This window comes from Providencia sp. Marseille-Q8014 (assembly GCF_965112055.1).
The window spans coordinates 41,104-67,065 of the sequence record NZ_CBCOPT010000002.1 but is presented as its reverse complement, the minus strand read 5'-3'; the positions used below and the strand labels follow the sequence as shown (position 1 = coordinate 67,065).

Sequence of the window (25,962 nt, the reverse complement as noted above, 5' to 3'; positions counted from 1 at the left end):
CCCGCTTATTAGCGGGATTTTTTTTATCTATTCATCTTTAACACTTAACCTTGTTTTCGCTCTTTGTCTAACTTCATCTAAATCTGTACCTTCAACCCCTCTGGTAAATCGCTCGACAGAGTTTACTCGCTTTCCATCAGCATTGAGTGTACTTCCAGAACCCGTATATTTATCGAGGTCAAATTCTTTGAAATCAGGAAGCATGTCGGCTTCTTTAAGAGTTGCGGTCCATTCAGAAAAGTCTATTTTGGTGAAGTCTACTTTATCCATATCTGCTAATGTAATTCCTTCACAATTCGGATTTTTTGTATCACCGTATCCTATTGTTCCTCTAACGTGCTCAGTGATTATTCTGGCTACCTGAGAGTTATACGCACAGTAGCTACTTTTCTTTTCGATACATGCGCCAAGGACCTTCTTAGAACACCAACTGTCTACCTTTGTCGCTAACTTAGTTTCTTTTTTGATTGCCAGTTTGAATTCTTCATCGGTACAAGCCCATATAATATTCACCAATAGGTTTGCCATTTGGTATGCCAAGTATGCATATCCGACAACTGACATGGCTGTTGTGATCGTTGATGAAAGTTGCACTACTGAAGCACCTGAGCTAGCCCCTCCGTTTTCTGCTAATGATTGAGTTGCAGTTTTTCCGCCTTCAGTAGCTGCGGATTGGAAAATAGCGTTTGTAACAGCCTCACCGAAGGTGTTTGCAGTCCATTCGGCAACTTTGGTTGTTAGGTTGTTAAGCGCTGCTGTTGTCATCGAGACAACGCCTTTTTCAGCGACTCCTTGAGCTACTTCAGCACCGGCATTTCCAACAAAAGAGTTAAAAGCGGAAATAGCAGGTTTTGTAATAGCTTCCACCGCATCCATAGCTGCTGTGCTTGCCATATCAAATAAGCCTACACCACCATCAAACAACCCTGCTTCTATCGCTAAGGCATCTGCCGCTCTCATAGTCATCATTGAAAGCTGTACGTATTCTATCCAGCTCACACCGACCGGTTGATCACAACAATCTACCCATCCTCCCATTGCCGTTCGGCATGTCAGAGCTTCACCTTTGAAAATGACACATTGCTCTTTATTCAAAGAAGATTCACCGTTGTTTGCTTCTTCTGCATCAGCACAATTCGTATCTGCCAATGCAAAAGATGCCGCATTCAACATAGCAGCCGCTGTTGCAAAATCACCATTCTCTTGAGATGAAGGACGTAAACATGATCCATTTAGACATTGTACAGCGCCGTCACAAATTAGCTTTTCATGGACTGCGCCATTATTAAAGGTAACATCTTTTCCACAATCCCATGTTTCACTAGATTGCCAGCAACCAGCAATATCACCTTCTTTTCCTGTTAAACATTGAGATTTTATAAACGAACAACCTTGCTTCTCGTATTTCTTGCATGTGTTGTTTACCCCATGCTCTTTACCGCAATGCGTGATCACTTCTGCTCTCTTACAGAATGGTGATATTTTATCTAACGGAGGTGGCACGAAGTCCTCTTTACAGAGTTTGACACCATCTATGACAGCACAACCGTCTTTATCGGGGATTATTGTGTCATGACAAACAACAGTGTAATCCTGACAAAATCCTTCTTTAATGGCTTTTACAGCCTTGTTAAATTCACTTTGCTGTGGCGAGCTCCAGACATCATTAGTAAGTGCTTTTTTCTTATCAAATTGAATGCGTAATTGTGCAAAGCCTTCACCTGCACCGGTTACTGATACTCTGTTTTTAAAAAATACTTCATCATTCGGTTGGACTTTACTAAATTTTTCAGTCACATCAACATTTAACTGCTGATCCCAACTCGTTGAAAGTTCGCACCGACCAGGAGTTTCCGGTGGAAAAACATCTTTTCCGTGTGGACCGCCCCACACATGTTCTAAGGAATCCTTTGTTCCGGCATAAATTTGCATGTAATCATCCCATTTTGCTCGAGTAATTTTGGCACTTACAACAGCAGTAGGATTGATAACATTCACGGACATAAAATCTTCAAAGATTCGACAACGCCCTTCCCAATAGTTGTCACCAACTTTTCCAAGCCAAATATCAACACAGGTTTCCCCGCAGGTTTTAATATTTGCAGGACCTGAATTATGAGATACCAAACCTGCTAAATATGGATGATTAACTATGTAACCACCTGTCACATCGACTGTCTTTGTGCATTCTTTATAATCAGGTATGTGCTTTTTATCTACATAATCCTCAAATACCTGTTTTGTTTCGCATTTTGAAATAGCATCGGAATATTTTTTTTCATTTGAGAGAAAATCGTTATGAACATTAAAAACATCATCATCTTTGTTAATGTCAATTGAGGAGTGACGGGATGCCCCTACTAAAGTTCGGTATGCCTCTCCCTTGGGGCTTTGTTCTGTTTTCAGTTTTTTTGATTCATGAAACCCAATTTCATTTGTTTTGCTATCATTGCCATAGACGTTTGATACATCATCTACCCCCATAGCAAAGCTGTCTTTATAATAAATATTGTTAAAATTGACAGATTCACCTTTACCAAATTGTGAAGTACCTTTCGAATCTACATTTAGGCTTGGTAATGTTTTATAAAAATTTAAAGCCTCTTTAGCTGTGTCATGACCAGCAGTAACTCCCTCCAGATTATTTTTATCTGTCTGATATTTACCTGTGTTTTCTGGAGGTTTTGTCGAAACTTCAGCAAATGAGTTAACGGGTGTTATCATCACTGAGAGATAGGCTATTAGTGATAAATGTGTCACCACCGAAGAAAAATTTCTTCTCCTAAAATTTTGAATCATTTTCTTTCCTCATGGTTTTCAGATCATCACATGATAAACACCTTACATTTTTGTTTTTCAGGATAAATACTTAGAAAAGGGTTCTATTTAGCATGTAATTTTTTATCGAATAAGGTATGATTTGATGGTATGTAAATTAATCAGTTGAGGGGGGGGCGATATGTCTTTTAATCACGGTTTCATATACAGACGACCGCGTTATTATCACTTCACCCGTTCGTGTAAGTGTCATGCGGAGAGAATGCAAAAAACAGAACAACAAGCCGCAGAACAGCGTCAACATGATATTGATTTATATGGCTCTGCTTATGTTAGGAAGCGTGAAAACGGTTCTGGTTTCGGTAGTTTTTTAGAAGATTATGGATTAGGTATTGCTATCGTCGTTTTTTTGGTGTTTTTTTTAATACCAATTTGAGTAACACAGGTCATAAAGATAAGGCAAAAACACAATGTTTTTGCCTTTTTTATATCCGTTATCGTGGTTTTATTTGTTCTACCCTTGGCATTGGATTACCTTTTGTAATAATTATTTTATCTTCACTTGAATCTCCTGATTTTTCGGGTTTCTCTGGTATAGAACTTGGTGAGAGATCTGTACCTGTAATTATATCCCTACGACTTCTTTGTGGAATTTGATTGCCATTACCACCAGCTAATGTGTTGTTGGTAATGTTTAATTGGGTATTTCCAGAGCCGGTTCTTGCTTCGATTTGCACATTATTAAGTGCGCTGTAAAGTTGGTCACGGCTGGCATTACCGCCATTTTCATAATAAGTATTGGCATAATTAGTAGCAGCTTCGTTAATTTGATTAATGGATGTCGCATTCTTAGCAATAGCTGCGTATTGTGCCAGTCCTTCAGTAATATTGTTGGATTGTTCATACCCCATAGTCGCAGAGCTAACAGACTTCATAGAATTCAAATTAGCTTTTGTATCTGATTCTATATTGTTTTGATCCGCGCCCACATTACTAACAGAATTTGTCAAAGCATTCATGCTAGTTGCAATACTCGTACCTTCATTTGAAATACTTTGTGCGCTACTTTCTGATACAGAACTACCATGTAATTGCTCTCTAGCTCTCCTAGATTCTGAATAATGCTCAGACATCCCTAGACCCGCACTATTTTTAGCTGAATCATCTTCTATATTAGCCTGTTGGCTATTTAGGAACTGTTGGGCTTGAGCAGTTGTATTACCATATTTGGTATTAACAGCCCCCTGAGTGCTTGCAATATTGCCTTGAACTTCAGATGCTGTATTTTGTGCAATATTCATGTTTCTACTTTCTTCGCCATTCATTGCACCAGTAGGGTTTGTAGCAGGACCAAACAATTCTCCAAAGTGATTAACTAAACCACCAGTATCATTTGCCGCATAAATTGTTGCAGCGTTTTCTGCATCTGATGCCCCCATAATAGAACTAAGCTGTTGTTGGTATTCTTTTTTTCTGTTCTGGAATTCATCATTACTTAGATTTTCATTATTGATTTTGTCTACAACATTACTATTTTCATTTGCTAAATTTGCTACCTGACCTGCTGTATAAGACTGTTTTGCAGATACAGAATTATTCGCAGAAACAGTCTCACTATATGATTCTTGGGCTGTTTCTGCTTGCGAAGCGGCTTGTCTGATACTTTTTGCTAATTGTGCTGATTCTTGAGTACCACCATGTTTATCAAGTTGGTCAGCAATGTGTTCAGCAAATTGAATGTTATTAGATACACTAGTTGCGTCATTCGTTGCAACAGAGTCATTTGTCATTATGCCGGTTGTTTGAGATCCGGAATTACGGTGAATATCGGAGGATTGAGCACTAACGGCAGCGCTACCGCCAATAGAAACGCCTTTACCACCAGCTCCACCAGTTTCCGGTGAACCTACGCCCATACCACCTGATACGCTTGCGTCACCGGATAAAGCTGTAATTTTGGCACTCTCATCAATAGTAGAGGATGTGTTACCAGTTGTGATCATTGAGCCATTATTGGATGAATTGCTAACTGTATTGCTCAAACCGGTATCACTATTGATTGTAGAACCGTAGTTATGAGATGTATTTATCCCCATAGAACTCAAAGAGCTAACACCTTTATCTATGGCTGAAGTTAAAGTTTCTTGAGCTGTGATATTCCTGTTGGAAGCAGATTGTATAGCTTGTTGTCTCGTATTTGATAAGTCCAGTTTTGGAGCAGTGCTATTCCCACCTGTTATCGTTGATACTGCATTATGTGCTGATTGTTCAGTAACTGCTGATTGCTTGTGTAAAGCAGGAGAATCAGTAGCATCTGGAGTCATTGGTGACGTATCAGGAGCACCTGTTGTTGATAGACCTTTTGTTAATCCCGTGAAAGCATAAGAGGAACCAAACACGACAAATGCGCCCAACATCGGTACTGATGCCATCATGTGCCCTGCAATGGCGATATTTTTCTGTGTAACAAATAACAAATGATATAAATCGGAGAAACTAGAAGCACCAGAAACCAGCACTGAGATATCAGACTGTGTTTTAGTTAACATAATAGCGTTCATGATAGCCAGCAACGGTTGCCATGTTTGAATCCACAAAAGCACCAGAACATATTTAAGGCTTAAACCTACGCCCATTAATCCAAATGCTAAAGCGAAGGCTACAAATGGCACCAGACCGTATACAGCCGCTTGTATAAACGACTGAAGATACTGAATCCAAATTAGAAATGAAGAACCTTCAGATGCCCATTTGAATGACTGTTGAATTTGTGACTGTGATTTAGCAACTGCCGCATATGAGTGATAGGCGTTTTCATTAGCGGTTTGTGGCATATTAACAACGAATGGGTACATTAATAGCTGTGCTTGAAAATCCCGTAGGTTTTTCCCAGTTGCTCCAAAAAATGTCATTGCTTCAGTCATGGTTTTGTTTGCAAAAGGCAGTGAACACTGGTTCTTGGAGCCATATGTTTTACATTTTTCACTAAACCCATTTCTTACACTGAGCACACCTTTACCTATTGAGTCAGCTTGTCCGCCAACCATAAGCCTGATACTTTTCATTGCCTCAAGGCAGGACACATCATCAACTTTACCGTTTACTTCAATGGCAATAGTTCTGTTCGGGCTTGTTGCTAGTTGATCATCAAATGGCTTATTCATGATCCCCATGAAACTTTGAGCCCCTCTTGCAATATCAAATGCAAGGCATTGATTTGTGTAAACCTTTATAGCTTCCTCTAAGTGAGCACTTTTGCTATCGCCACTGGACCAAATTAACGGATCTCGCATTGCATCAAACATTGATGCAAGGGTATACAATGGGTCAACGGGACCGTTTTCAGTCATGCTTGGCATTGAAAATGCCTGTTCCATTTTTCGTGTAAACTGATAACCAGTATTGCTGATGATTGATGCTGTAAAACCAACACCGAAAGGTACATTATCAACAGCCCGTACTTCGCCGGTTGTAACATCTTCAATCGTGACTCTTGTTGTAACTTGAAAGAAGCATAAAAATAGAACTACTGATACGGCAGCTTGTTGAAATGCTATGGTTCTACCACCATCAGCGGCAGATTTTATTACATATCCGATGATAGATAACAAAAAAGCGATTTTAAATGATCCTGCCAAGACACCATCGTTACTGAGCATACTAAGCCCGTTAAACACCATTGAAAGTGCCGAAGCTCCACCAGATGATGTGTATACGTGAAAATCCATTACTGATTACTCCGATTGATTATTGGGCGTTCACACCATCTGGAACGTGAATTGGTTTCGTACCGACCATGAATGTATTAAATATTTCGTTTATTCTGACTAAACCACCATGCTTAACAATGTAACCATCATGTATTTGTCGAAGGGTTACTTTTGCATCTCGTATCATTTCACGCTGTTTTTTGATATGAGCAAAAATAGGTTCCTCATTGTTTTCTATAATTCTATCTGCACTGCTTTCTGCGGCAGTTAACATATCGTTTAAATATACGAAGGCTGCTTCATAACTAATTATTTCCGATATATTTCTGTAATAGTGCATTGCTCTAGTAGTATCTTGACCCTCTATTAATTTGTAGCCATTAGTGACAGCTCCATTAACATTGAAAAACAATACTTTTTGCTTTATGTTTTCAGCAGGTTTCTCATTGCTTATATATTTTTGAAGATAGTTATATTTTTCAAATATATCTAAGAATTGAGTCTGAAGCCCATCAACCTTAATTTTCTTTGGTGCTGGAGCTATGCAGGTGTCTTTTGATGTACCACAGCCATAGATTTGAACATTTTCTTTTTCTTTTGAGCCTTTCATCAACAGTTCATAGACTTCCTCAATAGGGATGGGGGCAATTGTTTGGTGCAATATGGGAGTGGATTTGTCATTAGATTGTGTGGCTTCTTTTACAATAACCATACCGGTTAAACTCATAACTAATTCTTTTTGTTCGTCAGTAGAATTTAAAAATCCACTATTAAATCCACCTTTACTTAATAAACACCACATTACATTACCGTAGTGAGTACACGGTTTTGTTAAACCGGCTTTTTGTGCTGCTATCATTGGCGGTTGTTTACCTAACACCTCGGATTTATAGCTATTGAATGAATCCTGAATACCTTTAGACGAAAGCTGTGCAGACACTGACGTTTTCATTTCTTCGCTAATTGCACCTGCCATATCTACCATTAAGCCTTTTGATAATTGACATGAGTTGGCGGTGTATTCATTCAGCTTTTGTATGATGGATTGTAGTTTTGATAATTCCCCTCCCAGTACGGCATCCATAGCGTTAATAGCCAACTGAAATGCCAGTCCGACAGAATTAGCCGCGATATTTCGGAGCAATTGAATAAATTCTTCCGTGTTAATGAAACTGAATGACCCTGCAAAGAAATCAATACCGGCACACCCACCAGACGCTTTAGGTAACGTTACGTTAACGGGTGTAAGGGTTCGTAGTTGATTACGGACCACGAAGCCCCCTCCTACGTACCCCTCGCGAGTAACACTCTTATAAGAACCACCGCTGGTTGTGTTCGACATAGAGCCAAACATCTTATTTAATTGCTCGTTTACATCAGCGGATTGACTAATAGGAGTAAATCCGAAAAGAGCTGTAACAACCAAACTTAATAATGTCTTTTTCATTACGAAATTAGCCTTTTAAGGTTTTGTAACTTGAGATCGTTTTTGGATATATTCAACAAATAGAATTGGGTCATTTAAAATATCGTCTGGCATATCTTTGATTATGTCGCTGTCAATATATCCATTGTGATTAAGGGGAAGTGTGCTTGTGTAATCTTGTTCAGAAATTAGTTTTGCATCTTTAGCAATCAACACAGTGCGTTCCTTCAGAGAATCACTACTGATAGCGCTAAATGAAATGATTCTGATATCTTTAGGGGGTATGGCTAATGCAATCGCTGGTACATTAGTAATTCCAAGTTTTTTGGCTTGACCGGTATCAATTTTCATATTGTTAAATTCATTTTGAGGTAGAGGGAGACCATCAACAGAAATAGGAATTACATTTATACTAGTTTCATGACTAAATGTTTTTAAAACAAAGGCTTGCTTCTCACATAAAGGACAGTCCTTTCCTTTAAAAAAGAAAAAGATACCTGCTTTACTTGAAATGCTATTCAAAACACGTCCTCTGTTTTCGTCAGCTACTCGTGTTTGCTCCATAGCCGCAAATGAGGATGTGGATCGGCGATTGTTTTCATCAATGAACGGATCAGTAGTAGTTACCAGTCTCGCCATATCTGCATAACGACTGGCTTTGTCCAGCATGATCCGTTGCACGTAATAGTATCGCCTTACATTCTCTTTAGTCGGATTATCAATTGCCTCATCTCGTAGCTTCTGAATGTTTTCCCGATACCATTTAACTGTAAATTTCGGCTCTGGTGCAGGAGCTGGCGCTGGTGTTAGTTTTGGTTCGACTGGCTTAGGTTTTGGTGTATCTGGTTTTGGTTTAGTTGGAGTGATTGGCTTTGGTTTCGTGACTTGCTTTTCATTATAGAAAAACCACCCTTCATCTTTTTTTTCCAAGTCTTGTACACTTCCACCAATTACCTGTTCAGAATCATCGTATGCTTTCTTAGGTTCCTGATTTGCCAAAGAATAACTTGTTCCTGAAAATGAAATAGCCACAATTACAGCCATAGATAAATATTTATATTTTCTCATTGAAATTCACTTATGTTTGATGTCAGCGACCTAATAAAAATGTTTTGCATTAGGAAAACACTGTTTTTATTCATTTTTTACATGGAAAATATTTGTATTTTATAATTGCAATAATTATTTTTTCTTGTATTAGAGTGATAAATTTCAAGTAAAAAAAAAGCCCCCGATGAAGGAGGCTTTATAGTTGTTGTAAGTGAAAACAAACTTTGTGTAACAACGCGAAAAGTAACCTTTTACTATCGTGCTGTGACTATTAAATTTGCACACATTTGAAGTATGGATTGCTCAATTTCATTGAAATTATTGATAAATATTGTATTTTTACCAAATATCCCCTTGAAATAGGCTTCGTTTGCACCATCTTCGTTCAATACAAAGGTACAGACTTCTATCCCTTCGATTGTTGCTGAATTGATGATTTCTTTTGTCTTTTTATCATCATTAGGTTCCCCGTCAGTGATAATAAAAATCATCTTTTTCTTTTCCCTTGATAGAGCGATTTCGCTTATTACGGGAATCAAACTTTCAGCCAATGGAGTAGAGCCTAAACATCCTTTGTGCGTAAAAACACCTTGAGAAATACTTGCGCGAAGCGGTGTGTATCTTGGCTTCATCGTTTGTACTAGTAGTGAATTGGATTCTTCAACGTAAAACGGAAATGCATAGCAAGCGGTTGAAACACCTGAGATATTTAACCCTTCCAATACTGCAATGACGGAAGATAATGCAGCTCGAATACGAGATGTATCAAAGTGGTATTCATGCATTGAGGAACTAGTATCAAGTAAAATAGAACAAGCACAATTTGGGCTTTGGATAACATTTTTAGTCTTAAAAATGTTAGTGTTTCCCGTTTTAACACCTGCTAATTTACTAGATTTAATTCTTGCGCCTTGCTCCCTTAACCGTGAAGTGGATGTAGTATTATCATGGACTAATTTTTCAAATGACCGGCGTAATCTACTTCCTGTTGTCAAACTTCTTTTAATATCAAGAGAAGTTATTGTTTGAGTGGCTTGATCAAAATTCTTCTTCCACTCTGTGTTAATAATAGCAACGTTAAAAAAATCATTAACTATTCCCTTGGAACTCATATCCTTTTTAAGTTGTTCCTTATTCGAGATTGTAGATGTTATATCTTGAATAACATTGGCATTTATAGTATCGAATGAAACATCCTTAAAAATATCGCTAAAACTCTCTGGATCTGAATCTAAATCGTCAATATCAGTTTCGGTTGAAAAATTGGCGTCATTAGGTCCATTTGAAGTTTTACCCATACCAGAGCAGTCAGAGTTGCCAGAACCGTCAGAGTCATTCCCCTCAGAGTTACCGGAACCATCAGGGTTATTGCCCTTAGAGTTACCGGAACCGTCAGGGTTATTCCCCTCAGAGTTACCGGAACCATCAGGGTTATTGTCCTTAGAGTTACCGGAACCGTCAGGGTTATTGCCCTCAGAGTTACCGGAACCATCAGGGTTATTCCCCTCAGAGTTACCGGAACCATCAGGGTTATTGCCCTCAGAGTTACCGTAATTATCAGAGCTCCCATTAGAAGGAGGTAACGTATCTTGTGGTTTGAGTTGAAGGGCTGTTGCTAGAACAATGAATAATTTTTTTGCGATCAGATTATTATCGACAGTAGTTGTGGATAAAAGCACCATTTCTAATAATCTATCAACCTTGTCAGAAATTGTTTTGGTAAAGATTGAAATGAATTGAAGTTTTAGATCGTTAATGTTGTTAACAACGACTCCGTTATATTTACTTCTACCATGCAGTAAAACGTAGTTGATGAAAAACGTAATTTTTTCCTCAATTGAAATAACGGAGTTAATAGGCTTTTCGGTAAAAACATGTTGTCTTACGGCATCCAAGTAATACTTGGCACCACCATAAACATGCTCTAACTTTGATTCAATCCAGATATCTTCGCAAATGTTTTCTAATACACTAATATATTTGTTGCCTGTTTGAGCAACAAATGAAAAATCAGTGAATTTGGCATGTCCAATTTCATGAAGTAAAAAACCTAACAAAATATTACCGAAAGATGTATCAGTTGTGTAAGGAATCCCTATTTCATATTTACCACTTTCAGATATACCACAATACGCTTCATCAGTAGTAAACTTAATTGAAATGTCAAATTTGCCAGCCAATACATTAGCAACGATTGCTAATGAGGCTGCACTTCTTAATTGTTTCATATATATACCTATTTAAATAAAAACGCCTGAATAAATTCAGGCGTTAGTTTGGTTTCCCATATTATTAGTAGAAAAATGGAACATCCTGATTTTCATCTTCAACACTAAAGGATGAACTTACAGGTAAATCCGAAGAAACTACTTCAGGTTCTGATTGAACATCAATTGGTGTCGGAGTTGGTGTCGTATTTTCTACAACATCTTGACTCACATTCGGCACTGTAACCGTTTGTGAGTTTTCGGCGACATTCACAATGTTTAAATCGTTTTCTGTTGGTTCAGCAAGATCATCTTCATCGACTACAATTTCAATGAAATCACTATCAGTATTACCCGTTACAGGTACTGAAGTTGGTATGGCAATTGATACATCAATGTTGTTTGTAGTTTGTGGTAAAACAGTTAATTCCACATCTGATACATTGTTCACATTGGTGGAGTTTATTAACTGCTTCAAAGTTTTAATGTCTGATAACGTAATAAAAAGTGTTGTTACGGCAATTGATTCGTCATTAGACAATCTCCCAACGCTTGGCAACGTTGAAATAAAGTTACTCAAATAATCACTTAAACTGCCAGCATCTGGATTTAATACAGCTAATCCTTTCAGCTTACTTGCAACTTCTCGTAACGTATTGAGTGTAGTTTGAGATATGTTTGATGCATTGTATGAGCCACGTTCCCGTAACTCAGAAATTCTATCAACAACATCAAGCAGGACAGATTCTTTAAGGCTTTGTACTTTTTCTTCTGACTCGCCTTCACCAAAGGGTGAAATATTGAAAGAAGAAAAACCAAATTGTAGCTTTTCATCTAACCGCTTGACGTCAATCACTTCGGACTCAAACAGTTTTTTTACAGTTTCATCTTCTTTATCTAACCATGAAAGAAAATCAGTTGATATAGCGGATAAAAACTCATTTTTGAATATATAGAATTGGTCCTTTAAATCATTCAACTGCTGTCTTACGTGACTTGCAAGTGAAGTCGGCACTGCATACCCGTTCAAGAATGGAACACCATATTTTGAACAGATTGCATCAGCACCAGTACGAAAGGTACGCATTTTGTTGATTTTTGCAGGGTCAATAACCTTTTTGGTTCCGAGGCTGGCTATTGTTTCGGGAGGCAGAACTATATCTCCAGTGTTAATAACCTTAATATCTTTACCTTTAAGTGTTTTTCTTCCAGTAGTTAAACGGATACCTTCCAGAGAAAAAATTACTACGTTTTCAAGAATGTTTGGGCTCATAAATTCACCTACATATTTATATATTTAAAAAAGGCAAATAGATAAATCTATTTACCTTGTCGATTTATTAATAATTAAAATTAAAAATAAGATTTGAATTAAGATTTAAAATAAACATTAAACATATCGTTCAATGCTATTTTTTCATCTTCAGGAGCTCTGTTAGAGATATGTAATTGCCATGCATCTAACAGAATATCTACCGGTGGTTGTTTAGAACGAAGCATAAAATCGAAACGGCGAACAACATTCACAAGGCTTCTAGTTGAAATAGCGGTACTACTGAAGTTAGTGACTGTCGCAGATGTACTTTTACGTACATCGTTAGCCAGCTTTATTAGTCCATCCGTCAGTAACTGATGTGATTCAGGATCAGACAAAAATGAAGCAAGTAGCTTACGTTCTTCTTTTTCGGGCATATAGTCAGCCTCAACAAACATAAACCTATCGAGGTTGGCTATATTCTGCGGTTTTACACCACTGTAATTTCCTGTCATATCACCGGTCCCATTACTGTTTGCAGTTACTGCAAATCTAAAGTTTTCATGGTGATGAATGCATTCATTTGTTTCAGGAATGACAAGAGAACCCATCTCTAAGATCCCGTTGAGGGAATTAGCTACGGAAGGTTCTAATTGGTCATACTCATCAATCAGAAAAACCAACCCATGCTTATACGCGATGGTTAGCGGTCCTTCATGAAAGACGGTTTCTTGATCACCCGTTAATTTATCGACTTTTAGCCGAAAACTACCGAGTAAGCTACTCATATCAAGATCAGGACTGGCTGTTACTTTCATCAATCCCCAATTCATACGAGCAGCAATTTGCTCAACTATTGACGATTTTCCACAGCCAGTAGGTCCAGAAATCCAGAGTGATGTATCTAATGGGTTATCAAACCACATTAACACATGCTTTCTGAGTGAAGGTTCAAACACATACTTCTCATTAAATTTCGGGATATACTCTGAAAATTGATGGTCATTAGAAAAACCTTTGATACTATATTTGCCCTTTAAATTCTCAGGCAGAATAATACCTAAAGATTCCATATCGACCGGAGTGTTACGTTTAATATCAAAACTGTTATTTACAGCGTTCATATATTTACCTATTTAAATAATAAACATTCAAATTAATTTGAGGTTTAAGTTTGTTAAATTGAACAATTAATAACACCGCAATGACGTTGACGTTTTAAAACCTCGCCATTCACAAATGTTGTTACTTGTTTTACGTTGGTCATGTAAGTTTCAATGTCTAAATCTCTCATGCTTTTAGTAATAAAAGGAATGAGAAAAGATTTTCCACCAATCAAACATTTATTTGTTTTGTACTTAACACTCAAGAATTCAGCAAATAAAGCAATGCTATTTGCTTGGTTTAATAAATCTTTTCTTTCGGTGTTTGTAACACGTAATAGCATACGAAGTTTTTCATTTTCATCTTGAGTTAAATCAATAACGCCAAAATTTTTTTGATCCTCGGATGCAGCATAAGTTGTCATATTAATGATATTATTCATTGATAATCCTTAAAACCTGAATTAAAACTCAGGGTTATTATAAATATTTATATATATCTATTATTGAATCACCTTTCTGATTATTATCGTTATCTTGATAATTATCAGAGGATGATATTGAATTGAAAGAATGATATTCATAACTTGTTATTGATGTTCTAATTGACGACTCACCATAACAATCAGGATGATCTTCTTCATTGATACCCAATTTCTCTCTTAGTTTCTTCCAAGAAAATCGTGGAGCGCTTTGAGATTCTAAATATCGAATTCCAAAGCCTTCAAGCCTCAAGGGAGCATTAGGTTGTAACTTTAATACAGATGATAAAACCTTTATTTCATTTCTTATCTGTTCATCAAATGATGCTACTTTTTCTTTAGCTTCATTCAATTGTTTTTGTGCTAATTGAAATGCAGATTGTAATTCAACTAACTTTTTGGTTCGTGATATTAAATCATCAGGATTAATATTACGTTCTTTTAGTACATCATCACTATTTAAATAAATTATATCCTTATTTACATCAAATTCAGGAGGCGTTTTGTTATTAACGCAATTCCAGAATCTTTTGGTGATGGTAACAACCTTATTTATTATTTTGTCATTAATTTTTAATTTAAAGACAATAGGTGTTTCTTTAGCAGACCAGAATACCAAGTACCCGTATGTGCTGCCAGTAACTACCATTTGATGATAAACCTGCCATTTGTAATAGTTGAAAACTGAAGATTTTGCTTTTTCCTCTAATAACATACGGTGATTTTTTGGGGATATATTTTTGAACTCTACAACATCATTATTATCACTAAGTCCATCAAGTGAGGCTATCATGTGCGGATATTTCCTACTACGCACGCAACATGGACTACTGATTTCCCCATACTGATTCTCAAACCAGTGTCGGGCGAACTGTTCGGATAGCTTCCCTACTTCAACTTGCCGTATACATGACAAATCCTTTGGAGGAATAGCACCGATCCATTCTAAATATAAGCTGTAAGGAGTATTGCTGAACTCATTTTTAACTTCGGGATTAAGTGTGGGGGTACACGTAGCTGTTACACCCGTTTTTCTCCAGCTTAACCATTTATCAGAGCCTTGAATGAGATCATATATATCGAAATTATTCATATTAATATCCAAAACCCGTAGATAAACTACGGGTCCGGTTGATATCTATTAATTCCGCTCAATAGTAAGCAAAATATAATCAGATAACGGTTTAAATTCGATAATAGACAACTTATTTATAAGTGGTGTCATATCGCTTTGTTTTTTGCAATCAGAGAATAACTGTCGGCAACAAGCTAAATCAGATTTAACTTGCTCAAGTGTTTTTATAAATGCCACTTGATCTGAACCTGAAACAGTTGAAATGAAATTATCAACATCTTCAAAATTATTATTCTGGATTGCATTAGTTAGTATTTTATTAAATACATTCTTTCTTTCTGCTATTAATTCCTCCTTTGCATATTCAATTTCAGCAGGATTAAACTCAAAGTTATTTGAGATTTCATCAAGCATGCTTTCAAATGCATTGGTCTTGCTGCACCGTTCAACCAGCTTGTCAATCCGCCGTTTCACTCCATTACGAATGACATCAACTACAATAGCCTCAGACACGTTTTTAGGCGAGTCTGTTACTACTGCTGAGTCTTGGTCGGTAAATGCGTGTACAGCTTCATAAGTAGTTGTTTCGAGCGAAACAGGACGATTTTGAGTAAAGCCCTCACCCCCATCTGTATTCAGATAATCAATTGTTCGCATGATTGCCTGATTAGCGTTAGGAAGTAAGTGTATACAGGATTTGATAGCAGTTTTTCTGATCATCTGTGTAGTAAACAACGACCACGGAGATTTATCAGGACTATACAGCCAACTTGCAGATTTTAAACGGGCGCTTGCAATATCACGTCTGGTTATGAAGTAAATCAAGTGAGTATCGTCATGCAGAAGGTAGTCAACATACACCCCCCTGAAATTACCTCTTTCACCGATTGAGCCTTTGTCGAATTGGTCTATAAGAATATTTCCAACATCAGCAAAAGGGTCATAGTGATGTGTTGGTGGTGTCCGTCTGCCATTGAACTCAAATTTATCTTTTTCAAAAACTAAATCTATAATTAAGTTTTTGCACATTTGAGCTTCAATAGCCATTTTAATTAAACCCAAATACGAGACATCAAGAATAACACGCTCATCTCTGGGTACTAAGTATGCTAATTTTTGAGCAGGGTCTAACGTTAGTGACGTTGTTGCAAGCTGTAAAAAAGCAGTTTTAAAACTAGCGGGATTATTAATAGCAATCGCCATTAGTTTTTTGTTGTTATCAATCTGATTCTTAGCAAAAATTGCTTCATTAAAATACGATGTTTCACTAAGAGAGTTCTCAGTAAATTTCGGTTTTAAACTTGCGATTATGTTAGAAACAGCTTTGCTACCTTGAACTATATTCGATGATGACATATATAAGATACCTATTTAAGAAACAAAAAAACCGCATATAGCGGCTATTGTTTGAATTGGAATTGATGAATATTAGTTCAAATAGATTTTTTACTATTTAATGAACTTAATAATTGGCTTTTTAACAAAAGCTGATTATTATCATATTTATTTTCTTCCAATTTTTTATTTGATTCATCAAGCGAATTTCTGGATTTATTAAAGTTTAATATATCCGTTAACTCTCTGATGCGTTCTAAACTTCTAACGCGCTGTTGTCTTGCTTCCTCATCTATTTCAATCTCTGATTTTGTTTGGTAAGTATTAACGCCATTGATTGATAATATAAATGGAAGAATATAGAATCTTTCTTTAACAATATTGTTAATTACAGATTCTTTTAATTTAACTTCACCCTTTGCAAATATCGTATCATTGCTTTTAGCATTTGATAATATCTCTGCAAGTTTGGTGTCCTTACAAACTATATGAAAGTAAGCACTTTGATCTTCAAGCATAACATCATAGACTATTTTGTCTTTTACTTGAGTCGAGCGAATAATATTTATTTTACCTGAGAATGATAATTCACACATATTTTCACCTATTTATTAAATAAGAGACACATAATTAAAACTATGAGCTCAGAGTTTTTGAATAAAGTATATTCAATGATTGAATATATTTTATTAGGGCGTAGAAAAGCCTTGACTGTTAAGCGTGATGCTAAACAGTTGTGATTAACCAGAAAGATCTCCGTTTGGGAGATGCCAGTTTCTCACTACCGAGTCGGTTTCCTGACTCATCAATTATACGGGCATATTCAACAACTTCTTCACGCTCTTTTTTGAGTGTGATGAAATCACCTTTCTGCACCGTTGAGTTAGCAATTGCATCTGCCAGACCTAAACCCCAAATGATATCTTCATCAATACGAACGTAATAGGACCGTCTGTTTTGAGGTTTGAACTGGTAGTGCGCTACTCCGAAATCACGTAAAATACCGTGGTATTCTTTGTGAGAGCCCTTTCGACAGTCGTTAGAAGATGAAAGCTGTGCTTCATTTCTATCCAATCTATCGCTATTTAAGGCGCAAATTTCCGGATAATTATTGCTTGAGTCGTCTTTTTGCTCACAATCGTGTGCAATCATTAACTCGTGTGAAGTTGGAACTTCAGCGTTTGGATATAGGTTCACATCATCGGCATTGCGAAAATGTGCCTTTCGTCTATTAAGCTGATCTCTATTGCGTTTATTCAGATACAAAATCATGAAGATAGTTGTACTGATAGCAATCGAAACCAGATTTTTAGTGCTAAAACTTTCTACGTTTGGTAGTGATCCATCCCACAAAAACACAAGCGCAAACATTATTGAAGCGTATGCAACCGTGAATTTATAGTTCAGGCAGGCGTGAACAAGCACACCAATCACTAGTATTGATATGATTAACATATAATTTACCTTCGTAAACTTGGGTATTATTGGAGAGTTTAAAGCCGTTAGTAGTAAAAACTACTTCGGGGGAGAGAGGGATTATTGAGATCTCTCTGAATTGAACTATGAGTTAACATAGCTAGATGTAGTGTCAATCAGACACTTGTAACAGAACCATTTTGTTTCAAAAATAATAAGAATGCAAGTCCCTTTTTTGATTACAACTTTTATTGCTATCATGAAAAGTTCTTTTTTATTGGTACGTATAATGAAGGTCTTTGAAACCGGTTTTGGAGAAAACATGAGTCAGGATAAAGAAGTTGTCGATTCAGTAACTACACGAAAAACAAGACGGAAAAAAGTAACTTCTGTACCGTCGTCTGAATACCAAATGCATTTAGATACCACTATTGCGATTGATGCCTATCATCAACGGTTCTTTGTAGCAAGCCAAGCCGCCTATTTGTTGGAACAGCGCCTTGAACGCTGTCTTATGCATCGAGACAAAATTATGCGTGATCGAGCTGCTGCTATCATGAAGTCACTCAATCAGGCAGTTGATAGTAATTTTTCTGATATAGAAAACTATAAGCAGACATTGGCACAGGTCATAGCTGAAGTAGAGGCTGAACGGGGTACTAAATATGAGTTATTGAGTTACTCTACTCCCCGCGATATGACGATTGAAAACCGTACCTATCTGGCTACACGAATGTGCAGTGGTTTAGAAACACTGGATCTCATAATCAAGTACCTTGATGTTTGCCGACATTACTCGTTAGTACCATTGGCTGAAATACTGGAAACTCAAATCACTGCCGATAAGCGTATTCGCGGTATATTTAGTACGATTATTCGTCATGGCGAAACAATGAAGCGTTTAGAAATCGATCATTCGATAAATGCAAAAAATGCTAAAAATGAATTAAATAATAATGACAGCACTGGTGCTGAAGATAAATAATTTTTCTGTAAACTAAATGTATAAAGGTGGTCAGCTACGTGACCACCTAGTTAATATTTTAAATTTATAATTCATTACTATTTGGTGGAATAACTGTAAATTCTTTATCTTTTGCATTCGATTCTAGCAACATTATCTTTTCTCTCAACCTATAAATTTCAATATCTATTTTATATTGTTTATGTGCCTTTCTGTTAAGAATTGAGGGTTTTTTAGGCTCGGTATCTAAATTATAAATTGGATGTAGATACCAGTCTTTATTTCTAACCACAGTAGGGGATGGATTCCAGTCTACACCTTGAAAAATAAGCCCGCGAGTATTCGGATATACGACTGATTGCCAATGATTTAGTGTGCTAAATGTTGATATGTTATTTGGGTCATATTTTACTTCATCTGAAGTTATCAAGTGAAAAATACTATTTTCAAATTCTGGCGGGGGGAGGGGCTGATCAAATGTGTTACCAAATGCTAATTTATGAATCCCTTTAAACTTGAATATAAGTCGTATTTGCGCGTTTGTTTCGTAATCTTCTATTTTATCCTTTATGTGAAAATTAGCATGTCTGCCTACATCTTTATTACTATAAATATTTTCACTTTCTAAAATTGATATGGCTGATTTAATAGATGTCCAATGATATAACTTTTCAAATAAGTTTATTTTAATTTCAGGAACAGCATAAATTTTAGTTATCATATTACCCTTATTTTACGTAATGTACTCTCTGTTAAAGAGTACATTACATGCTTTTAAAGTATGATTCTACAACAATCCATCCACTGAAAGATCATATACGTACTTTCTTGTCCTGATCCCGTAGGGTATCTGAATGAGCCCCCCTGCCATTTGTAAGGTGTCTCACCAAGTACGTGTGAGCTTTTGGTCTCCGGTGTAGGAAACACCATATTGAACTTATATTGCTGTTTAGGGATAGTTGGGTAAACACGAGGCTTACAAGCCACTTCACGCCCCACGGTTAGACGTGCTAGCCCACTGCGGTGTTCAAGTGATAATGATTTTGCTGCTGTCAGGCTGGTTGTCCGTGGTGTGTCTCTCGATGATGTAGAACCGGTTAATGGATATTGACCACCCCATGATCCGGCGCACCACCACAGCTTATTCATAGGCTTTCCTCCGCCAGTAATGGCAACGGATTCCATTGTACATGCTTGATGTGCAATTATATTTGCTACCGCAACAGACTCAGGATGTTGGAAAAAGGCTAGCGTGGCGCTATGCCAAGTTGGGTCAATCTCTGAAAAACTAATGATATCAAAGTCACTGTATGCGTCTGGTTGACAACCTTTTGGCAACCACAAATCTAATATACGTAACAGTGGAGCTGAGTAGTAATGATAGTGATAGAAACTGATACCAGAATTCGTGTCTATCTCATGACCTGTATCTGATACCTGTGTACCGTAACTGTATTTATTCCCCACATTGATTTTTAACCCGCCCATCGTAGAGAAGCAACCAGGAACTCGCGTAACTTCCATAATTTTGCGAGGTTCCCACACTCCAGTTAACAACCCTGCGTGATAAACCCCTAATCCGTCAGGACAGGCGCAGAATACGCCCTTTGCGGCATCATCAGGCATATCACCGCTAGGTCCAATATTAGCTCCTGATATCTTTATTGGAAAAATGCAACTCCAGCAAACATCAGTAAACATTTTGCCCTTTGTTAAAAATTCATTATCCTTGCATGTGAATGATGCAGTATTATTATTTTGTACACTTTCTGCATAGCTTAACGAAGTTAACAGGAGTGCAGATGATAATAACAATTTAAATTTGTTCATCAGTAATTCCTTTCTGCATATTCATTAACAATAAATTGCTTATCATCACCGGTTACAATGCTTGGAACATTACGAATCCCAAAACGTTCTTTCATACCTTCCTGTATAAAATATAAAGTGGCATTATCACCATACAAATTGCTATCTGAAAATGTTTCCCAACCATCCCCATATACGTCAGTTGCAATCAATGTAGGAATTAAATTTTCATCTTTGGCATTTTGATATTGCTGTTGTGCAAATATACGTTGCCATTCTGAAGCAGGATTGAAGAAAATTAACTTCAAGTTAAATGGGATAACGTCCATAGGGTTTACTCGCCCTTTTTTGGCAATTATGCGTCCATCTGGAGATAATATATCCTGTGGTATCACAACGCTTGGGTCTACATAGTGGGTGCTATCTTTTAGAGCTTCAGGGAATTTGTATATATCTTTATTCTTCCAGTATCGGTTATAGGCATCCTTTTTCATTTTTTCGAAATCTAGATTTTTAATACCTTCTTCAATTAAATCCAGCATATTACGTTCAATTACCTCAACAACTGGTCCTTGCACACCCATATTCCCTGTTTTGTTATCGAGATAATTAACATTGGAAATTCCATGTACCAGAGATACAAATTCACCGTCATTTTCATGAATGATAGTCGGAATGGTTCGCACACCATATTTAATAAAAATGTTCGGATCTATTGTGAAATTCACTTCTGACTTTGTATCGCGAATTAATTTATGCCAGTGATTTATTTCATCGACCAGTGAATCTTTATTTCTAACTCCCTGAACAACTAGGATTACATCATTACGACCTGATACTGACCGCATAATATCAATTACTTCAGTATCTTTAAGGCTTGCCGAAATCAATATGTAAAATACATTACCTTTTTGCTGTTGGTTGAAACTTTCACTTTCATTCTGGCTTTTGATCATCTCCTTTAGTATCTGCCCTTCATCAGTCGTTAGCTTGTTAATAGCCTGATTTGCCATAACGTTTTTATCTGCGATAAGCTGGCGCGTTGCCTCTCTGTGAACTTCAGCTTGTGCCGCTGCCACTGCTTTTAGTTTTTCCAAATCTGCCATGTCCGCATCAGTAGATCGTTCGACAGTAGGAATGGACTCTGTATATGGAGTAACCATATTTAATTTACTATTTGCACTGGATGTAATGGATAGTGTTAATAGAGAAATCAATAATGTAACTTTCTTTTTTACCATATCGGATATGCTCTCCCGATCACATTTTCTATGGGGAGTACGCCCCAATACCGTGAATCAAAACTGACCTTAGTGCGACCCATTAGCCAGATATGACCGACAGGAATTATCCCCTCACGTTGTAATTCCTGCTCTGTATGACCAGATTCTCTTGCTAATAGAAGTCCTTCACCCACCATCAGATCATTGACCGTGGTTTCTTCAGGATTGACCCTAACCTTGTCACCAGCTACACCGTCTATAAATTTGATCGCAATGCTACTGATGTATTCAGACCGAAAAGCAAATGTTTTCCCTTTCTGAATATCTTTGTCCATTTTATCAATTAGATAAATTCGGTGTTCAGGGAGGCAGGGGTAATTTTGCGGATCAATCCCAATTGAAAAGCGATTAAGTACGTAATGGCTGGCAGGTGCGACAGTGACGACAATAACCAACATATAAAGAGATTGCCGCCCCCAACCTCGTTTTTTCCTTGAAATTCTTTTATAAAAATTCTTCAGGTGCATATCAGTTATCTTTTAGCTTTCCACTGATGTATACGCCGTCAGGAGCCGTATGAAGCGCTGATTGATTGAAAATGATGAATCCCTTATCTTTCAAAATATCAGCTCTATGCTGTATTACAGCGCGTTCTTGGGGCGACTTGATACTCCCGTCCGGATTGCTCATATTTATCACAGCAATTTGTGCCACTAGCGGTTTTGGTGGCTTTAAGTGCGAGTAAATACCCGCACCAATAAACCCGAACAAGATCGGTAATAAAACGGTTTTAATCATCGTTTCCATACCCTTGTTCTATTAAATATTGATCGATTGCATCAATGACGTCTTGTCCCTGTTTCAGACGATCCTCAATCGCCTGTACTTCAGAAGCTCTTGTTGTGTAAAGCATGTAAGAAAACTTATCAACGAGGAACCGGCAAATTCCGCCACCCATAGCACTCATAAAGTAGACTTCAGAATAGATCCCCGTTTGGCTTTTAACTGTTTTCAAAAATTCGTAACCGGCTTCGTCGAGCGGCAAACGTTCTTCCCTTCGTGCTTTATTCACCGCAGATTCGGTTTGTCCAAGCATGGCAAGAAATGCGGAATTATCAGTGATAGCAAGACCGACACGGTCCTTATACATATCATTGATAGATTGGGTAATCGTAATAGCACTGCCGTAATACTTACGGAACCGGCGGTAGCCTTTCTCAATAAATGCACCGATGTTCCCTGTCAGTAACGCCCATGCTTCATCTATGATCACAATTTTCATTTGATCACGATCACCAAGATACATATCTTGTTGAATCTGATAAATTAATTGCATCAAAATGATTTGTTTCAGGTGTTCGGATTTTTCAATACGACCCAACTCAAGTACAGTAAACGGATTATCAAAAGAGATGTTGTTTTTACCAGTAAAATATTTGCCGTATTGACCTTCTTTTGTGAAAGGATATAACTGCTCACCAATATCTTTAATGCGCTGATCAGGATCGCTTTTGCAGGAGTCTGCTACCATGTCGATAGTTGTTTCTTTACCGTGTTTCCTGACTAATTTGGCAACATGATTTTTCAAACGGGATGTTTCAAAATCCCCCAACCCGTCTTGTGGTGCAGCCATGACTGACAGCAAACCAATAACTAAATCTTCTTCACCGGTTCCTTCTTCAGCATCTTCATCCTCTCCAAAATAATCCTCAATAATTTCAAAGAAATTAAGACATGGTTTAGTCGATGGATGGAAATCTACATACGAACCATCAAACATCTGACACAATTTTTTATATGAGTCGCCAGCGTCAATTACCCATACCTTCGCGCCTAGTGAGCGGTATGCAGAGATAATATAGTTAGTTAAGAATGATTTACCTGAGCCGGATGATGCAGCAATACAAACGTTGTAGTTTGTATCGCTTTGGAAAAAGTCCATTGTCTGGACCTGACCATTTCGTGATGTAAGAGTTAGAACCGGATTACCAGTACCTTGCCAATCAGAGTAAAGTGGAGAAAGAACGAGAGCTTCCTCTACCGCAAGAGTTTTAGAACGACCTAAAACTTTGTCAGCATTTGCTTCATAAAATAATGGCAGCGTTCCTAAAAATATCGGTGCAACAAAATTGACATCGGGAATCATTTTGAAAGATAGATTGTTGAGGTAACTGGTTGCCTCTTGTACTGATTGATTAAGTTGTTGCACAGAGTTGGCAAAAATTGAAACAGTAAAAGCAGCTTTATAAATTGGCTGTCCATCATCAATTTTCTGTGCCAACACATCAAATCCCGCACTCGTAGTTTTCATTGATGGAACCCATCTGGAAGATGGTCCATCAGCGTTGCGCGTAGCAACTGTACGTTTTGATGTAAATGTACTTTTAGCATTCTGCTGGTCCGGATAAACCAGTGTCATTGTGATAATGCAAGGGTTTTTAATACCAGTTGCACCGTTCATCAAATCGCCTAAAAAATACTGAGCAGAACCTTCTTGAAATCTACGAGGTAACTTTTTAGCTGAAATTGTTCTTGCAAAAGTAGTGTTTGTCTCTGCCTTACTACTCTCATCTTCCGGATTGCCAAAACCGACATAATTAGAGCGAACGAAAAACAAACTATCCAGTTCTAGTAGCTGTTCCGAAATCATTTTGTCTTCATCAACTTCAATCGGCATTCTGTCGCGCCATGTCGCATTACTGCCTTGATTTATCATTGAAGTGATAGCGGTAAGATATATTTCTCTTGTTAGTTGCTGAGGTGCGAAACCCGTCATTCTAAGTGTGGTTTCAAAGTTACCCTGCATCTCTCTAACAGTGTTTAATTCATTCAGAGAAGGAGAAAGATCATTTTTAATAGGCACTTTAACTGTAAAGTATAATTCACAGTTACGAGCCTTTGTATTTGTGCCGTTAAACGCTTTCGATGTGTGAGCCAACAGAAAACGCGAGCGTTTTAAGCTCGTCGTTTTCATAACCTGATTCTGACAATTCATGCGTAAGAAATCAGATCTATTTGCAATGTGGCTGATATTTGGAGAGGCAAATAAAGATATCTGAATAACGGTACTATTTGGGAAATACCCAGATAAAAGTGTTTTTAATTGAGAGAGCTCTTTTCCGGTTGTACCAGACAAGGGAATACATTTAAATCCAAAACCAATATAGTTATTTTCACAAATAAAAATGTTTTCATCGTCATGAATAGCTAAAACTGGACATAAAGATGAAAAACGCTTAAAGGTTTGCATTTTTTTTAAGATAGAAGCTGTTGCCATTATTTACCACTCTCCAAAAATGACTTTAACCCTTCAACTGGTTTACCAACGTTGTAAGTACCATCGTCACGAATAATGAATGGAATCATGCTCACACCAAAAACTTGTGCGGTAATTTCCCTTTTCATCAAAGCCTCACGGTCACAGTTTTCAATTTGCTCGAAACGAACACTGTTATTCCCAGTAATGATTGCCCTGTCAGCTCTGTATCTGTCTTTTGCACAATACAATTCAAAATTGCGTTGCTGGCTATTACTGTTTAAAACGCCTACGGAAAGTACATGAACAGTGTATTTCTCAGGGTCAAGATCATTTAGTTGTTGTAACGTTTCATGGCACTGAACGCAGAACGGGTCAGTGAAAATAATGGTCTGCTTTGGACCTTTTCCCCACGTTGCAGACTGCAAATCATCCATTTTAATATTGAGGTTCTTTACAGGAATAATTGAGCCGTACTTTTGAATTTCTTCAAACGAGGTTAAATCTTTTTTCGCCCATGTATCATATAAAGTTCCCTTGATAACAAAGCGCCCATTCGAGGTAAGAAGCTGTAAACTACCATTGTTATTTAGCGCAATTATCCCATTGCTTGGTAATAGAAATTTGGGAATATCAGGCGTTTTTGTGGGATGTGCTTTTAATGCTTCTTGATTGAAAACAGTCTGAGTATTTGTTTTTTCGATATCAGCATAGTTCGCATGAGCGTGTGCGGTTGTGAATGCTAAAGCTAATGAGATTAAACTAAGGTGTATCTTATTTTTCATTTTGAATCCTGCACCATCTGCGTATTTATCTGTGGATTGTGATTCTTTCACATCTGAAAAATTTCTTTTCTTGTCTGGTAATAAAAAA

General features: G+C 37.3%; 21 protein-coding genes. 2 read left to right on the top strand and 19 right to left on the bottom strand.

Features of this window, described 5'->3' with window-relative positions:
- Positions 1 to 27 precede the first annotated feature (27 nt).
- On the bottom strand, positions 28 to 2,799 hold the full coding sequence (gene traN / locus ACWPW6_RS19025) for a conjugal transfer mating pair stabilization protein TraN (protein WP_110592904.1): 2,772 nt from the start codon (positions 2,797 to 2,799) through the stop codon (positions 28 to 30).
- A gap of 241 nt (positions 2,800 to 3,040) precedes the next feature.
- Between traN and ACWPW6_RS19020 the strand changes: the two genes are divergently transcribed.
- Positions 3,041 to 3,214, top strand: a complete 174-nt coding sequence (locus tag ACWPW6_RS19020) for a hypothetical protein (protein WP_152964649.1) — start codon at positions 3,041 to 3,043, stop codon at positions 3,212 to 3,214.
- 58 nt (positions 3,215 to 3,272) lie between these two features.
- Here the strand turns inward: ACWPW6_RS19020 and ACWPW6_RS19015 are convergent, their stop codons facing one another.
- From ACWPW6_RS19015 to ACWPW6_RS18965, 11 genes are all read right to left on the bottom strand, one after another.
- The gene (locus ACWPW6_RS19015) at positions 3,273 to 6,506 is read right to left on the bottom strand and encodes a conjugal transfer protein TraG N-terminal domain-containing protein (RefSeq protein ID WP_110592903.1); all 3,234 of its coding nucleotides are present in this window, start codon (positions 6,504 to 6,506) and stop codon (positions 3,273 to 3,275) included.
- A 19-nt stretch (positions 6,507 to 6,525) separates the two neighbouring features.
- Entirely contained in the window at positions 6,526 to 7,935 is a 1,410-nt protein-coding gene (locus ACWPW6_RS19010) for a conjugal transfer protein TraH (RefSeq protein WP_099660692.1), read from the bottom strand.
- A 15-nt stretch (positions 7,936 to 7,950) separates the two neighbouring features.
- A complete protein-coding gene (gene traF, locus ACWPW6_RS19005; RefSeq protein WP_023159919.1) occupies positions 7,951 to 8,982 on the bottom strand; it encodes a conjugal transfer protein TraF in 1,032 nt (343 codons plus the stop codon).
- A 236-nt stretch (positions 8,983 to 9,218) separates the two neighbouring features.
- Entirely contained in the window at positions 9,219 to 11,192 is a 1,974-nt protein-coding gene (locus ACWPW6_RS19000) for a VWA domain-containing protein (RefSeq protein ID WP_110592902.1), read from the bottom strand.
- A gap of 64 nt (positions 11,193 to 11,256) precedes the next feature.
- Positions 11,257 to 12,444: a DUF3150 domain-containing protein gene (locus ACWPW6_RS18995; protein WP_023159921.1), complete on the bottom strand. Its 1,188-nt coding sequence runs from the start codon at positions 12,442 to 12,444 to the stop codon at positions 11,257 to 11,259.
- 98 nt (positions 12,445 to 12,542) lie between these two features.
- The gene (locus ACWPW6_RS18990) at positions 12,543 to 13,550 is read right to left on the bottom strand and encodes an AAA family ATPase (RefSeq protein ID WP_023159922.1); all 1,008 of its coding nucleotides are present in this window, start codon (positions 13,548 to 13,550) and stop codon (positions 12,543 to 12,545) included.
- A gap of 53 nt (positions 13,551 to 13,603) precedes the next feature.
- Entirely contained in the window at positions 13,604 to 13,972 is a 369-nt protein-coding gene (locus tag ACWPW6_RS18985; RefSeq protein ID WP_072070766.1) for a hypothetical protein, read from the bottom strand.
- 37 nt (positions 13,973 to 14,009) lie between these two features.
- Positions 14,010 to 15,104 (bottom strand): lambda-exonuclease family protein, encoded by a 1,095-nt coding sequence (locus ACWPW6_RS18980; protein WP_110592901.1) that lies wholly within the window; start codon positions 15,102 to 15,104, stop codon positions 14,010 to 14,012.
- 48 nt (positions 15,105 to 15,152) lie between these two features.
- Positions 15,153 to 16,442: a recombinase RecT gene (locus ACWPW6_RS18975; protein WP_023159924.1), complete on the bottom strand. Its 1,290-nt coding sequence runs from the start codon at positions 16,440 to 16,442 to the stop codon at positions 15,153 to 15,155.
- A 77-nt stretch (positions 16,443 to 16,519) separates the two neighbouring features.
- Positions 16,520 to 17,017, bottom strand: coding sequence for a hypothetical protein (locus tag ACWPW6_RS18970; RefSeq protein WP_072070767.1), 498 nt, complete (start codon positions 17,015 to 17,017; stop codon positions 16,520 to 16,522).
- Positions 17,018 to 17,147: 130 nt separating this feature from the next.
- Positions 17,148 to 17,876 (bottom strand): hypothetical protein, encoded by a 729-nt coding sequence (locus tag ACWPW6_RS18965; protein WP_023159925.1) that lies wholly within the window; start codon positions 17,874 to 17,876, stop codon positions 17,148 to 17,150.
- 283 nt (positions 17,877 to 18,159) lie between these two features.
- Here ACWPW6_RS18965 and ACWPW6_RS18960 point away from each other — a divergent pair, with 283 nt between their 5' ends.
- The gene (locus ACWPW6_RS18960) at positions 18,160 to 18,822 is read left to right on the top strand and encodes a hypothetical protein (protein WP_109927598.1); all 663 of its coding nucleotides are present in this window, start codon (positions 18,160 to 18,162) and stop codon (positions 18,820 to 18,822) included.
- A 64-nt stretch (positions 18,823 to 18,886) separates the two neighbouring features.
- On the opposite strand, the gene ACWPW6_RS18955 is transcribed toward ACWPW6_RS18960, so the two are convergent.
- The 7 genes from ACWPW6_RS18955 to ACWPW6_RS18925 are packed head-to-tail and all read right to left on the bottom strand — an operon-like array spanning position 18,887 to position 25,925.
- Positions 18,887 to 19,522: a hypothetical protein gene (locus tag ACWPW6_RS18955; RefSeq protein ID WP_023159927.1), complete on the bottom strand. Its 636-nt coding sequence runs from the start codon at positions 19,520 to 19,522 to the stop codon at positions 18,887 to 18,889.
- A 53-nt stretch (positions 19,523 to 19,575) separates the two neighbouring features.
- A complete protein-coding gene (locus ACWPW6_RS18950) occupies positions 19,576 to 20,631 on the bottom strand; it encodes a TraU family protein (protein WP_454210194.1) in 1,056 nt (351 codons plus the stop codon).
- Positions 20,631 to 21,851, bottom strand: a complete 1,221-nt coding sequence (locus tag ACWPW6_RS18945; protein ID WP_023159929.1) for a TrbC family F-type conjugative pilus assembly protein — start codon at positions 21,849 to 21,851, stop codon at positions 20,631 to 20,633. The genes ACWPW6_RS18950 and ACWPW6_RS18945 overlap by 1 nt, the downstream gene beginning before the upstream one ends.
- Positions 21,845 to 22,360, bottom strand: a complete 516-nt coding sequence (gene lepB / locus ACWPW6_RS18940) for a signal peptidase I (RefSeq protein WP_109927599.1) — start codon at positions 22,358 to 22,360, stop codon at positions 21,845 to 21,847. The genes ACWPW6_RS18945 and lepB overlap by 7 nt, the downstream gene beginning before the upstream one ends.
- A gap of 1 nt (position 22,361) precedes the next feature.
- The gene (locus ACWPW6_RS18935) at positions 22,362 to 22,640 is read right to left on the bottom strand and encodes a hypothetical protein (protein WP_141240700.1); all 279 of its coding nucleotides are present in this window, start codon (positions 22,638 to 22,640) and stop codon (positions 22,362 to 22,364) included.
- Entirely contained in the window at positions 22,624 to 25,110 is a 2,487-nt protein-coding gene (traC, locus tag ACWPW6_RS18930; RefSeq protein WP_023159930.1) for a type IV secretion system protein TraC, read from the bottom strand. The genes ACWPW6_RS18935 and traC overlap by 17 nt, the downstream gene beginning before the upstream one ends.
- Positions 25,110 to 25,925, bottom strand: a complete 816-nt coding sequence (locus ACWPW6_RS18925) for a DsbC family protein (RefSeq protein WP_235906220.1) — start codon at positions 25,923 to 25,925, stop codon at positions 25,110 to 25,112. The genes traC and ACWPW6_RS18925 overlap by 1 nt, the downstream gene beginning before the upstream one ends.
- Positions 25,926 to 25,962: the final 37 nt, after the last annotated feature.